Raw genomic sequence first — 12,228 nt, forward strand, 5'->3', positions numbered from 1 at the left:
GCACACCCAGGATAGCCCGGTGCTCTTCACGCGGATCAGTCACCACATCCGCTCACCTCAGGAGAGCACCTGTCATGAACACCCGTGCGCCCGCGATCGAGGCGCGTCAGCTGATCAAGACCTACCCCGGTGACGCCACCGCCCTGAGCGGCATGGACCTCGCCGTCGAGCCCGGCACCGTCTTCGGCCTCCTCGGCCCCAACGGCTCCGGCAAGTCCACCACCGTCAAGATCCTCACCACCCTGGCCCGCCCCGACTCGGGCTCGGCCACCGTCGCCGGCCACGACGTGCTGCGCCACCCCGACCGGGTGCGGCGCGCGATCGGCGTGGTCGCCCAGAGCTCCGGCGCCGACCCGGTGGCCACCGGCCGCGAGAACCTCCGACTCCAGGGCAGGCTCTACGGGTTGAAGGGCGCCGCGCTCGACAGGCGGGTGGACGAGCTCCTCGACCGCTTCACGCTCACCGACGCCGCCCGGCGCCAGGCCAAGGGCTACTCCGGCGGTATGCGGCGCCGACTCGACGTCGCCCTCGGCCTCGTGCACCGGCCCGAGGTGCTCTTCCTCGACGAGCCCACCACCGGCCTCGATCCGCAGGCCCGCACCGCCATGTGGGACGAGATCGGCCGCCTGGCCGGCGAGGAGTGCCTGACCATCCTGCTCACCACGCACTACCTCGAAGAGGCCGACCGGCTCGCCGAGCGCATCGCCGTCGTCGACCGTGGCCGGATCGTCGTCGAGGGCACCCCGGACTCGCTCAAGGGCGAACTCCGCGGTGACGCCGTCCACTTGGAGCTGCGCGAAGCCGTCCAGGACGCCGGCCGCACCCTGCTGACGGGCGCCCTGCGCGGCCTGCCCGGTGTGCACGAGGTGCTGGTCGACGGGCGCCGCGTCAGCGTCCGCGCCGACGACGGGGGTGCCGCGGTGCCCGCGCTCCTTGCCGCACTCGAACGGGCCGGGGTCGGCGTCGCCACCGCGACCGTCGCCCGTCCCTCCCTCGACGACGTGTATCTCCGGTACGCCGGCCGCCGGTACGCCGAGGTGGACGGCGCCGACGGCCTCACCCTTGCCGGAGGTGTCCGATGAGCACCGCCGTCTCCCAGACCTGGTACATGACGCAGCGTCAACTCATGGTGTTCGTACGGCAGCCCGCGTACGCGATCATCACCCTGATCCAGCCGGTGATCTGGCTGTTCCTGTTCGGCAACCTCTTCAAGGAGGTCGTCGAGCTGGGCGGTTTCGGCACCACCTCCTACCTCGACTACCTCGTCCCCGGCGTGGTCGTGATGAGCGCCCTCAGCTCCAACATGTGGGCGGGGATGACCACCCTGGACGAGATCCAGCGCGGCACCCTCAACCGCTTCCTGACCACGCCGGTCAGCCGGGCCGCGCTCATGAACGGCAACGTCGTCAACAACGGCCTGGTCACCGCCCTGCAGTCGGTGATCATCGTGCTGCTCGGCCTGCTGGGCGGTGCCGACTACCCGGGCGGCATCGGCGGCATCGCCGTCCTGGTGCTCGCCTCGGTCCTGCTGGGCACGGTCTTCGGGGCCCTGTCCAACGCCCTCGGCATGCTGGTGCGGGAGCGGGAGTCGATCATCGGGATCAACACCTTCCTGCTGCTGCCGCTGACCTTCCTGTCCAGTGCCTTCATGGCGCCCTCGCAGATGCCGTCCTGGATGCGGCACATCGCCGACTTCAACCCGCTCAACTGGGCGATGGTGGCGGGCCGTTCGGCGATGTCCGCCGACCCGGACCGGGGCGTGGTGCTCGGCCGCGGGGGAGCGCTGCTCGCGCTGGCGGTGGCGGCGGTGTGGCTGTCGATCCGGACGTTCAGGTCGTACCAGCGGTCGGTGTGAGCCATACGGAAAGCGGCGGCACCGTCAAGGTGCCGCCGCCCACAGAGCGATGCCTAAGCGGCGGGCGCCCCCTCCTGCTCCGCCTCGATGCGCGCGTTCCAGTCCTGCTTGGAGGCCTGCCAGCCGTCCTCGTTGTGGCCGAGCCGCCAGTAACCGGAGATCGACAGGTCCTCGCGCGCGACCCCGCGCTCGACCCGGAGCAGATGACGCAGCTGCTTCACGAAGTGCGCCTCGCCGTGCACGAAGGAGTGCACCCGGCCCTCCGGGAACTCCAGCGCCCGTACGGCCTCGACCAGTGCCTCGCCGATCGGTCGGGCCCCGCGGTGCAGCCAGACGACCTCCACGTCGGAGTCGATCTTCTGCTCCTCCTCGGGGCCGGAGACCTCCACGAAGGCATACGCCCGGACGCCGTCGGGCAGCGCCTCCAGGGAGCGGGCGATCGCGGGCAGGGCGCTCTCGTCACCCACGAGCAGATGCCAGTCGGCGCTCGCGTCGGGAGCGTAGGCGCCGCCCGGGCCCATGAAGCGCACGGTCTCGCCGGGCTGGACGCGCATCGCCCAGGGGCCGGCCAGGCCCTCGTCGCCGTGGATCACGAAGTCCAGGGTCAGCTCGCGCTGCTCGGCGTCCCAGTGACGCACGGTGTACGTCCGGGTCACGGGCCACTGGTCGCGCGGGAACTCGGCGCGGATGCGCTCCATGTCGAAGGGCTCGGGGTAGGTCACACCCGCGGCCGGGAACAGGATCTTGACGTAATGGTCGGTGCTGGTGTCCGCCGCGAACTCGGCGAGCGACTCGCCGCCCAGCACCACGCGCTGCATGTGCGGGGTGAGCCGCTCGGTGCGGACAACCTGCGCGGAGTGGGGCTTCCGCGGCTGTCGTGCCGGTCGTTCTGCCATGGCGGCCTCCCTGATCCCTCTGCTTAGGCTTACCTAAGTTAGCATCTACCCCCCGGCGATGGACCCCATGAGAGTGGTCTGTCGCTCACCTGTTAAGAATTTTGCTTTCCGCTGGGGAGAATGTGCCTCGTGGATAGCGAGAACATTGCTTACGCGGTCAGCGTTGCCAACAGTCGTTGCAATGATCCACCCAAGCCCCAGTGTGCCGCCAGCTCCTCCAGCGCCGCCGGATCGCGTGGCGCCCGCGGCAACGCCGTGTCGACCTTCGGCAGCGGGACGTCGCCGGCGACCCGGACGACCTTCGGCGCGACCGCGACGTACGGCCGCGACTCGTCCAGCCGCTTGCGCTGTGACGGCGTGAGCTTCGCCTTCGGATCGTCGACCGCGGCCATGATCCCGGCCAGGTCGCCGAACTCGGTGAGCAGCTTGGCGGCCGTCTTCTCGCCGATCCCGGGCACCCCCGGCAGACCGTCGCTCGGGTCGCCGCGCAGCAGCGCCAGATCCATGTACCCGCGGCCGTCGACGCCGTACTTCTCCCGCAGCCACGCCTCGTCGGTGAGCTGCAGCGTGCCGACGCCCTTGAGCGGGTACAGCACGCGCACCCCGCGCGCGTCGTCCACCAGCTGGTACAGGTCCCGGTCGCCGGTGACGATGTCGACCGGTCCCGACGCCTGCCCGGTGAACGTGCCGATCACGTCGTCCGCCTCGTACCCGGCGACCCCCACACGCGCGATGCCGAGCGCGTCGAGGACGGCCTCGATGACCGGCACCTGCGGCGAGAGCGTGTCCGGCACCTCCTCCTCGTCCGGCCCGACTTCACGCTCCTCGGCGACGCGGTGCGCCTTGTAGGAGGGGATCAGGTCGACCCGCCACTGCGGGCGCCAGTCGGCGTCCATGCAGGCCACCAGCTCATCGGGGCGGTGGTCCTTGACCAGGCGGTCGATGAACTCCAGCAGCCCGCGCACGGCGTTCACCGGCGTACCGTCCGGGGCCTTCACGGACTCCGGTACGCCGAAGTAGGCGCGGAAGTAGAGCGAGGCGGTGTCGAGGAGCATCAGTCGTCCGGTCACGCCACGCATCATGCCGCACGTCACGGACACAGGTCGCCGCCGCTAACTCGATCGGCCGGGGGTAAACGTCCTGTGAACTGGACCACCTGTGCGTTTGGCCGAAACGTGACCGGGCAGGCGCCGCCACGGAGCGATGCAGGTTGCACATTCAACGGGTTGGCGGCCCTTCGTCTCCCCAACCGGCCGCAGAGACGAGAGGTACGCGTGTCATCAAGGCTTGAGGCAGAACACCTTTACAAGGTGTTCGGAAGACGACCGGACAACGCTGTCGAACGGCTCCGAGAGGGAGCCGACCGTGAGGAACTGCGCTCCGACGGCACCACCGCCGCCGTGATCGACGCCTCCTTCACCGTGGAACCGGGCGAGATCTTCGTCGTCATGGGCCTGTCCGGATCCGGAAAGTCGACGCTGCTGCGCATGCTGAACGGCCTTCTGGAGCCGACCGCGGGGCACGTCCGCTTCGAGGACCAGGACCTCACCGCGCTCAGCGCCGGCGAACTGCGCGAGGTCCGGGCGAAGAAGATCAGCATGGTCTTCCAGCACTTCGCGCTCTTCCCGCACCGCAGTGTCGTGGAGAACGCCGCCTACGGCCTGGCCGTCCAGGGCGTGCCCCGCCGCGAGCGGGAGGAGCGCGCCGTCGAGGCACTCGGCCTGTGCGGCCTGGCCGGCTGGGAGAAGTCCTGGCCCGACGAACTGTCCGGCGGCATGCAGCAGCGCGTGGGCCTCGCCCGCGCCCTCGCCACCAACGCCGACCTGCTCCTCATGGACGAGTCCTTCAGCGCGCTCGACCCGCTGATCCGGCGTGACATGCAGGACCAGCTCCTCCAGCTCCAGAAGACGCTGAAGAAGACGATCGTCTTCATCACCCACGACCTGAACGAGGCCATGCGCCTGGGCGACCGCATCGCCGTCATGCGCGACGGCCGTATCGTCCAGATCGGCACCGCTGAGGACATCCTCATCCGGCCCGCCGACGACTACGTGGCCTCCTTCACCCAGGACGTCGACCGCTCCCGCGTGCTGACCGCCTCCGCCGTCATGGACACGGACGTCCGCGGCGACGAGATCAGCTGCGGCTGCGAGACCGCGACGCCGGACACGCCGTTCGGTGAACTCTGCGCGATCAGCGCCCGGTTGACGCACCCCGTGGCAGTCGTCGACGCGCAACGGAAACTCGTCGGCCGCGTACCCAGACAACGCCTCATCGGCTTCCTCGGCGACGAACAGGGTGCCCCGGCTGCCTGCGACTCCCCCCGGGACAAGGGCGGCGACAAGGCGGTGACCCGTGCCTAGGATTCCGCTCGGCGACTGGGTCAACGACACCGTCGACTGGTTGCTCAACCACGTGTCGTGGCTCTTCGACTTCTTCAAGACCGTCTTCACCGGCACCTACGACGGCATCGACGCCGTCCTCCAGGCGCCCGAACCCCTGATCCTCGCGGGCATCTTCGCCGTGTTCGCCTTCTGGCTGCGCGGCACCGCGGCCGGTCTCCTCACCTTCGTGGGATTCGCCTTCATCGACTCCCTCGAACTGTGGGACGACGCGATGGTGACCCTCTCGCTCGTCCTCGTCGCCACGATCATCGCCCTGGTGATCTCCGTGCCGGTGGGCATCTGGGCGGCACGCTCCGACCGGGTCAGCGGACTCGTCCGGCCCGTGCTGGACTTCATGCAGACGCTGCCCGCGATGGTCTACCTCATCCCGGCGATCCTGTTCTTCGGCTCCGGCGCCTCCGCGGGCATCGTCGCCACCCTGATCTTCGCGCTGCCTCCCGGTGTGCGTATGACCGAGCTGGGCATCCGGCAGGTCGACAAGGAACTGGTCGAGGCCGCCGACGCGTTCGGCACCACACCGCGCGACACCCTGCTGCGCGTCCAGCTCCCGCTCGCGCTGCCCACCGTCATGGCCGGCGTGAACCAGGTCATCATGCTCGGCCTGTCCATGGCCGCGATCGCCGGCATGGTCGGCACCGGCGGCCTCGGCGGCCGCGTCAACGAGGCCATCGGCCAGCTCAACGTGGGTCTCGGCTCCGAGGCCGGTGTCGCCATCGTGATCCTCGCGATCTACCTGGACCGCATGACCAACGCCCTGGGCACCCAGGTCTCCCCGCTGGGCCGCCGCGCCGCCGCCAAGGCGCGTGCCGTCCAGGGCGGCCTGAAGATCTGGTCCTACCGGCCCCGCGCGCAGGTCGCCGTGGTCGGCGTCGTGATCCTCGCCCTCCTGGGCGGCGGCATGGGCATCTTCGGCGGCAACTCGAACGATGCCACCCCGGTGGTCGACAGCAAGGACGTCGGCCAGGGCAAGAAGGTCACCATCGGCTACATCCCCTGGGACGAGGGCGTCGCCTCCACCTTCCTCTGGAAGGAGATCCTGGAGGAGCGCGGCTACCAGGTGGACGCCAAGCAGTTCGACGCCGGACCGCTCTACACCTCCCTCGCCTCGGGCAGCGTCGACTTCCAGACCGACGCCTGGCTGCCGACGACCCACGAGCAGTACTGGAAGACGTACGGCAGCAAGCTCGACGACCTCGGGGCCTGGTACGGCGAGACCTCCCTGGAGCTGAGCGTCCCCTCGTACATGAAGGGCATCGACTCCCTGGAGGACCTCAAGGGCAAGGCCGCCACCTTCGGCGGGAAGATCACCGGCATCGAGTCCAGCGCCGGAATGATGAGCCTGCTCAAGACCAAGGTCCTCAAGGAGTACGGCCTCGACAAGGAGTACAAGGTCGTCGACAGCTCCACGCCCGCGATGCTGGCCGAGCTGAAGCGCGCGTACGCCAAGAAGGAGCCGATCGTCGTCACGCTCTGGTCGCCGCACTGGGCGTACAGCGACTACAGCCTGAAGAAGCTGAAGGACCCGAAGGGCGCCTGGGGCAAGGGCGACGGCGTGCACACGGTGGCCCGCAAGGGCTTCGCGGGCGAGAACCCGACCGTCGCCAAGTGGCTGAAGAACTTCACGATGAGCGAGAAGCAGCTCACCGGCCTGGAAGCCGAGATCAACAAGGCGGGCAAGGGCAAGCAGCAGGACGCCGTCCGCGCGTGGCTCAAGGCCAACCCGGGCGTCGTCGACAAGCTGGCACCGGTGGCGGACACCTCCACCCCCGCCGAGGCCAAGCGGACCATCGACGTGGCCTGGTTCCCCTGGGACGAGGACATCGCCGTCACCTACCTCTGGAAGAACGTCCTGGAGCGGCGCGGCTACAAGCTGAACCTCAAGCAGATGGACGTCGGCCCGGTCTACACCGGCCTCGCGTCGGGCGACCTCGATCTCAACTTCGACGCCTGGCTGCCGTACGCCCAGCAGAACTACTGGGAAAAGAGCAAGGACAAACTCGCCGACCTGGGTACCTGGTACGAACCGACCTCACTCGAGGTCGCGGTGCCCTCCTACGTCAAGAACGTGAAGTCCTACGAGGACCTCAAGGGCAAGGCCGACCTCTTCGACGGGAAGATCATCGGCATCGAACCGGGCACCGGCGAGATGAACCTGCTCAAGACGAAGGTGTTGCCCGGCTACGGCCTGGACAAGGAGTACGAGGTCGTCGACGGCTCCACACCGGCGATGCTGGCCCAGCTGAAGCGCGCGTACGCCAAGAAGGAGCCCGTCGCCGTCGTCCTCTGGTCCCCGCACTGGGCGTACAGCCAGTACGACCTGACCAAGTTGACGGACTCCAAGAAGCTCTTCGGCGAGGGCAACACGATCCGCACCATCTCGAACGAGAAGTTCCCCGAGCAGTACCCGCAGCTCACCAAGTGGATCAAGAACTTCAAGATGAGCGAGTCCGAGCTCGGCAGCCTGGAGGCCGAGATCAACAAGCTCGGCCAGGGCCACGAGGAGGAAGCGGTCGCCGCGTGGCTGAAGGAGCACCCGGACATGGTCGACCGGATGACCCCGCAGTAGCCGTCGTACCGAGCCGCCCGAGGGGCGGGTCTCCCCACGCGTCCTGACAGCGTGTGGTGGGGCCCGCCCCTCGGGCCGTGTCGGGGGCTTTCGCCCACGAAAAGGATCCGGCCAACCACATAGCGCTACGCCACCGCCCGAACTTCGATGCCCGTGGGGAGAGTTCGGCGGTAGCGGGTGGATGTAAGGGTGCTATCCCGCCATCGGAGGGCGATCCGGGTCGTCGCCCGGCGCTTTCGGGGTTTGATTCACTGGCGAGAAGTGTGAGGTCCGATCGCATGCAGTGTGACATCGATGTGACGGGCGCATGAAACGGTTTGCCGAACATGCGTAGGGTGCAGACAACTCATCAGGAGCAGTGCGCGCGAACCGTGGCGCGAAGGCAGCGGACCGACGAGCGAAGGAGGGAGCCGGAGCTATGGGCGACCACAAAGAACAGCCACTTCGGGTGGGCGCGGCCGTACGCCGCCGGCGTCGGGCACTGGAGCTCACCCTCGCCGTCGTGGCCGAACGCAGCGGCCTGTCGGTCCCCTTCCTGAGCCAGATCGAGAACGAACGGGCCCGGCCCAGCCGGAGCTCCCTCGAGAAGGTCGCCGACGCCCTGCGCACCACCGCCGTCGAACTCCTCGCCGCCGCCGACCCGGCGTGCAGCGTCGACGTCGTCCGCGCGGAGGGCGCCGAGACGGGGTACACCCCCCAGGTGCGCTCCCTGGTGCGCGGTCACCACCAGATGCACGCCTCGGAGTTCACCGGCGACCACGACGCGGGCCGCGAATTCCAGCACCGCAACGACCAGTTGATGTACGTCGCCGACGGCGCGGTGGAGATCGAGGCCGAGGGCCGTGCCTACCGCCTCGGCCGCGGCGACACCCTGTACCTCACCGGTGGCGTGCGCCACCGCTGGCGGGCGACCGTGGCGGACACCCGCGTGGTCGTCGTCGCGGTGGCCGAGCACATCGAGGCGGTCCAGGACCGGCTTCGCCGGTGAGCCGGTGAGGGTCGTCTCACTGGTCCCGTCCCTGACGGAGGCGGTGGCCGTGACGCTCCCCGGCGTCCTGGTCGGCGTCACGGACTGGTGCACCCACCCGGCCGGCCTCGACGTGACCCGCGTCGGCGGCACCAAGAACCCGAAGACCGACCCGATCCTCGCGCTCGCCCCCGACCTGGTGATCGCCAACGAGGAGGAGAACCGCGAACCCGACCTCGCCGTGCTGCGAGAGGCGGGCGTCGAGGTGCTCGTGACCGAGGTGCGGGACGTCCCGCAGGCCTTCCGGGAACTGGCGCGGGTGCTCGCGGCCTGCGGGGCGGCGGTACGGCCGCGCTGGCTGGACGAGGCGGAGGAGGCCTGGTCGGCCCTCCCGCCGCCGGAGCGCCGTACGACGGCGGTCGTACCCGTCTGGCGGCGGCCGTGGATGGTGCTGGGCAGGGACACGTTCGCGGGAGACGTGCTGTCCCGACTCGGGGTGGACCACCTGTACGCGACCCACGCGGAGCGCTACCCGCGCGTCCCGATCGAGGAGCTGCGGGCGACGGCACCGGACCTCGTCGTCCTCCCCGACGAGCCGTACCGCTTCACGCCCGGGGACGGCCCGGAGGCCTTCCCGGGCCTGCCCTGCGCGCTGGTCAGCGGACGGCACCTGACGTGGTACGGACCGTCGCTGGCCGAAGCACCACGGGTACTGGGCGAGGCCCTGCGAGCAGCACGCCGCTGAGGACACCGCGCGTGGTGTGCACCGCGGCCGTGCCCCAGGCGGCCACGAGGACGACGTACAGGCCGACCGCGAGCCAGTCGTAGACGACGAGCCCGGTGTGCCGGGCCAGCGCCTCGGCCCCCGTGACGCAGGTACCCACGGGGAAGGTGAACGCCCACCAGGTCATCGCGAACCCCATCCCGTTCCGCCGCGCCCGCACGACATGGGCGGTGGCGAGAGCGAGCCACAGCAGCGCGAACCCCATGACGGGCACACCGTAGAGGACGGCGAACACGGCGAAGCCCTGGCTGTAGGGAGCGGGCACGACTCCGGGCGCCACGTCCGCGAACTTGCCGACCGCGGTGGTGGACTGGCCCAGCGGACCGAGGACCAGGAACAGGGTCGGGGTGAGGGCGAGGGGGAGCGGTCCACCGGCGAGGATCCGGGTGAAGACCATCGGCAGCATGATCAGAGTCGCGAGGAGACTGAGCCCGAACATCGCGAAACAGGCGAGCAGGAGGGTCTCCTGAGCCTGTCCTTCCGGCAGGTGCGGCACGAGGAGCGGCCCGAGCGCCGCGGACACCATGGGTGCGACGACGGGCAGCAGCCACACGGGCGTGGCCTGCTCCGGCGCGACCCGATGGCGTACGGCCATGAGGTACGGCACGGCGACGGCGGCCGCGAGCCCGACGACCGTACCGGCGGTGAACAGGACGAAGTCGAGAGCGACGGCCGCCTGCATGCCGATCCAGTCCCGGCCGACCGTGAGGACGCCGCCGCCGACGGCGAGCAGGGCCATGGAGAGGCAGCCGTAGAAGGGGGCCACGGCCGGGTCGAGGAGGTGGGCGCGGGCCTGGTCGCCGTGGTGCATCCAGTGCAGGGCCCGGGCGCAGAGGAGTGTGACGAGGAGGACGAACGAGAGGGCCCAGACACCGACGAGGACGGTGCGCAGGCCGGGGACGTGCACGGGGAGGGTGGCTCCCGCGGTGGCGACGATGGCGGTGCCCATGACAGAGGCGTACCAGTTGGGTCCGAGGTGACGGACGGTGGTGACCATGTGTCCACGGTCTCGCCGGGATACGTCCAGGACCAGGGAGTATGTCTCTATGAGGGCATAAGCTGAGGTTATGAGCAGCGTGGAGGGGCAGGAGAACGGGCGGTCGGCGCCGTCGACGGGTGGCTCGATCGCGCACCGGGTGCCGGACCTCGGAGCGCTCGAACTGCTGCTGGCGGTGGCGCGGCTCGGGAGTCTCGGCGGGGCGGCACGCGAGCTGGGCATCACCCAGCCGGCGGCCAGCAGCCGGGTCCGCTCCATGGAACGACAGCTGGGCGTGGCACTGGTCGACCGCTCACCGCGCGGCTCCCGGCTGACGGACGCGGGCGCGCTGGTGACGGACTGGGCGCGCCGGATCGTCGAGGCGGCCGAGGCCTTCGACGCGGGTGCCCAAGCCCTGCGCGACCGCCGCGACTCCCGTCTCCGGGTGGCGGCGAGCATGACGATCGCGGAGTACCTGCTCCCGGGCTGGCTGTTGGCGCTGCGTGCGGCGCGTCCGGACACGGCGGTGTCACTGCTCGCGGGCAACTCGGCGGCGGTGGCGGAGCGACTGCTGGCTGGCGAGGCGGACCTTGGCTTCATAGAGGGCCTCACGATCCCGACGGGCCTCGACTCGGTGGTCATCGCCCACGACCACTTGATCGTGGTGACGGCCCCACGCCACCCCTGGGCCCGTCGCCGACGCCCTCTGGAGGCCGCGGAGTTGGCGGCGACCCCCCTGATCCTCCGCGAGGAGGGCTCAGGCACCCGCCAGGTCCTGGACACGGCACTGGGCGGCCTGGCCCGCCCGCTGATCGAACTGTCCTCCACCACGGCGGTGAAGGCGGCGGCGGTGAGCGGGGCGGGGCCGGCGGTCCTGAGCGAACTGGCGGTGGGGGAGGAGCTGGCGATGCGTCGCTTGGTGAGCGTGCCGGTGGAGGGGGTGTCGTTGGCCCGGGACTTGCGCGCGGTATGGCCGACGGGACATCGCCCGGTGGGGCCGGCGAGGGAACTGCTGTCGCTGACGCGAGGCTGAGTTTCCTCGCCCCCGCCGCGAAAAACCCTGCTCAGCCGGCCGCGGCGGCCGACACCAGCGCCTCCATCACCCGCAGATCCTCCCCCATCTCCGGATGCCACTGCACCCCCAACACCCAGTGCGTACCCGGGAGTTCGACGGCCTCCACCGTCCCGTCCGCCGCGTACGCCGAGGCGATCAGCCCCGAGCCGAGGCGGTCCACGGCCTGGTGGTGGAAGGTCGGTACCGAGGTCTCCTCCGGGACGGCGGCGGCGTACGACGTGCCCGGTACGGGCTTCACCGGGTGCCGGCCGAAGACGCCGGGCACCTCCGCATGGCCGGAGATGTGCTGAACGAGCGTGCCGCCCAGGGCGACGTTCAGCAGCTGCATGCCCCGGCAGATGCCCAGCAGCGGGACGCCGGCGGCAAGGGCAGCGTCGACCAGCGCCAGCTCCCACGCGTCCCGGGCCGGCGCGGGCGGCCCGGTGCGGGGGTCGCGCTCGGCGCCGTAGTGGACCGGCTCGACGTCCGGGCCGCCCGCGATCACCAGGCCGTCGAGCCGGGCCACGGCCGCCGCCGCGTACTCCGGGGCGTCCGGCGGGAGCATCGCGGCGAGGCCGCCGGCCCGCTGCACGAGCCGTGGATACCCGGCCGGCAGCAGCGCCGCCTCCAGCTCCCACACGCCCCAGCGCGCCCCGGCCTCGAGATACGTACTGACACCGATCAGCGGCCTGCCCGCCATGCGCCCTCCCGTTCCAGCAATGGAC

11 protein-coding genes are annotated in these 12,228 nt (G+C 70.4%); 7 read left to right on the plus strand and 4 right to left on the minus strand.

All coding sequences use genetic code 11. The features are described from left to right. Nucleotides 1–74: 74 nt before the first annotated feature. Nucleotides 75–1,082 (plus strand): daunorubicin resistance protein DrrA family ABC transporter ATP-binding protein, encoded by a 1,008-nt coding sequence (locus IG08_RS0125275; RefSeq protein WP_030606558.1) that lies wholly within the window; start codon nucleotides 75–77, stop codon nucleotides 1,080–1,082. After that, a complete protein-coding gene (locus IG08_RS0125280; protein ID WP_030606560.1) occupies nucleotides 1,079–1,855 on the plus strand; it encodes an ABC transporter permease in 777 nt (258 codons plus the stop codon). The genes IG08_RS0125275 and IG08_RS0125280 overlap by 4 nt, the downstream gene beginning before the upstream one ends. A gap of 53 nt (nucleotides 1,856–1,908) precedes the next feature. Here the strand turns inward: IG08_RS0125280 and IG08_RS0125285 are convergent, their stop codons facing one another. Together IG08_RS0125285 and IG08_RS0125290 are read right to left on the minus strand one after the other, a co-directional pair. Then, complete coding sequence (locus IG08_RS0125285) at nucleotides 1,909–2,751, minus strand: siderophore-interacting protein (protein WP_030606562.1); 843 nt, start codon at nucleotides 2,749–2,751, stop codon at nucleotides 1,909–1,911. Between the two features lie 149 nt (nucleotides 2,752–2,900). Continuing rightward, nucleotides 2,901–3,830: a 5'-3' exonuclease gene (locus IG08_RS0125290; protein WP_030606564.1), complete on the minus strand. Its 930-nt coding sequence runs from the start codon at nucleotides 3,828–3,830 to the stop codon at nucleotides 2,901–2,903. 195 nt (nucleotides 3,831–4,025) lie between these two features. On the opposite strand from IG08_RS0125290, the gene IG08_RS0125295 reads away from it, so the two are divergent. From IG08_RS0125295 to IG08_RS0125310, 4 genes are all read left to right on the plus strand, one after another. Beyond that, nucleotides 4,026–5,114: a quaternary amine ABC transporter ATP-binding protein gene (locus IG08_RS0125295; protein WP_030606566.1), complete on the plus strand. Its 1,089-nt coding sequence runs from the start codon at nucleotides 4,026–4,028 to the stop codon at nucleotides 5,112–5,114. After that, entirely contained in the window at nucleotides 5,107–7,722 is a 2,616-nt protein-coding gene (locus IG08_RS0125300) for an ABC transporter permease/substrate binding protein (RefSeq protein WP_030606568.1), read from the plus strand. The genes IG08_RS0125295 and IG08_RS0125300 overlap by 8 nt, the downstream gene beginning before the upstream one ends. Nucleotides 7,723–8,140: 418 nt before the next feature. Continuing rightward, nucleotides 8,141–8,710, plus strand: coding sequence for a helix-turn-helix domain-containing protein (locus IG08_RS0125305; RefSeq protein ID WP_030606570.1), 570 nt, complete (start codon nucleotides 8,141–8,143; stop codon nucleotides 8,708–8,710). Nucleotides 8,711–8,714: 4 nt separating this feature from the next. After that, nucleotides 8,715–9,434, plus strand: coding sequence for a helical backbone metal receptor (locus IG08_RS0125310; RefSeq protein WP_030606573.1), 720 nt, complete (start codon nucleotides 8,715–8,717; stop codon nucleotides 9,432–9,434). On the opposite strand, the gene IG08_RS0125315 is transcribed toward IG08_RS0125310, so the two are convergent. Continuing rightward, nucleotides 9,346–10,470, minus strand: a complete 1,125-nt coding sequence (locus IG08_RS0125315) for a TDT family transporter (protein WP_030606577.1) — start codon at nucleotides 10,468–10,470, stop codon at nucleotides 9,346–9,348. The two genes, IG08_RS0125310 and IG08_RS0125315, sit on opposite strands and share 89 nt — an antisense overlap. A gap of 70 nt (nucleotides 10,471–10,540) precedes the next feature. Here IG08_RS0125315 and IG08_RS0125320 point away from each other — a divergent pair, with 70 nt between their 5' ends. Continuing rightward, nucleotides 10,541–11,482, plus strand: a complete 942-nt coding sequence (locus tag IG08_RS0125320) for a LysR family transcriptional regulator (protein WP_030606580.1) — start codon at nucleotides 10,541–10,543, stop codon at nucleotides 11,480–11,482. A 31-nt stretch (nucleotides 11,483–11,513) separates the two neighbouring features. Here IG08_RS0125320 and IG08_RS0125325 read toward each other — a convergent pair whose 3' ends face one another. After that, nucleotides 11,514–12,203 carry a gamma-glutamyl-gamma-aminobutyrate hydrolase family protein gene (locus IG08_RS0125325; protein WP_030606583.1) on the minus strand — a complete coding sequence of 230 codons (690 nt, stop codon included), beginning with the start codon at nucleotides 12,201–12,203 and terminating at the stop codon, nucleotides 11,514–11,516. Nucleotides 12,204–12,228: the final 25 nt, after the last annotated feature.

Origin of the sequence: Streptomyces fulvoviolaceus (assembly GCF_000718165.1) — a bacterium.
Lineage (GTDB): Bacteria > Actinomycetota > Actinomycetes > Streptomycetales > Streptomycetaceae > Streptomyces > Streptomyces fulvoviolaceus.

Excerpts from the sequence above, each read along its gene's own strand:
- IG08_RS0125275 (WP_030606558.1), top strand. The coding sequence starts at position 75 with ATGAACACCCGTGCGCCCGCGATCGAGGCGCGTCAGCTGATCAAGACC.
- IG08_RS0125280 (WP_030606560.1), top strand. The coding sequence starts at position 1,079 with ATGAGCACCGCCGTCTCCCAGACCTGGTACATGACGCAGCGTCAACTC.
- IG08_RS0125285 (WP_030606562.1), bottom strand. The coding sequence starts at position 2,751 with ATGGCAGAACGACCGGCACGACAGCCGCGGAAGCCCCACTCCGCGCAG.
- IG08_RS0125290 (WP_030606564.1), bottom strand. The coding sequence starts at position 3,830 with ATGCGTGGCGTGACCGGACGACTGATGCTCCTCGACACCGCCTCGCTC.
- IG08_RS0125305 (WP_030606570.1), top strand. The coding sequence starts at position 8,141 with ATGGGCGACCACAAAGAACAGCCACTTCGGGTGGGCGCGGCCGTACGC.
- IG08_RS0125315 (WP_030606577.1), bottom strand. The coding sequence starts at position 10,470 with ATGGTCACCACCGTCCGTCACCTCGGACCCAACTGGTACGCCTCTGTC.
- IG08_RS0125320 (WP_030606580.1), top strand. The coding sequence starts at position 10,541 with ATGAGCAGCGTGGAGGGGCAGGAGAACGGGCGGTCGGCGCCGTCGACG.
- IG08_RS0125325 (WP_030606583.1), bottom strand. The coding sequence starts at position 12,203 with ATGGCGGGCAGGCCGCTGATCGGTGTCAGTACGTATCTCGAGGCCGGG.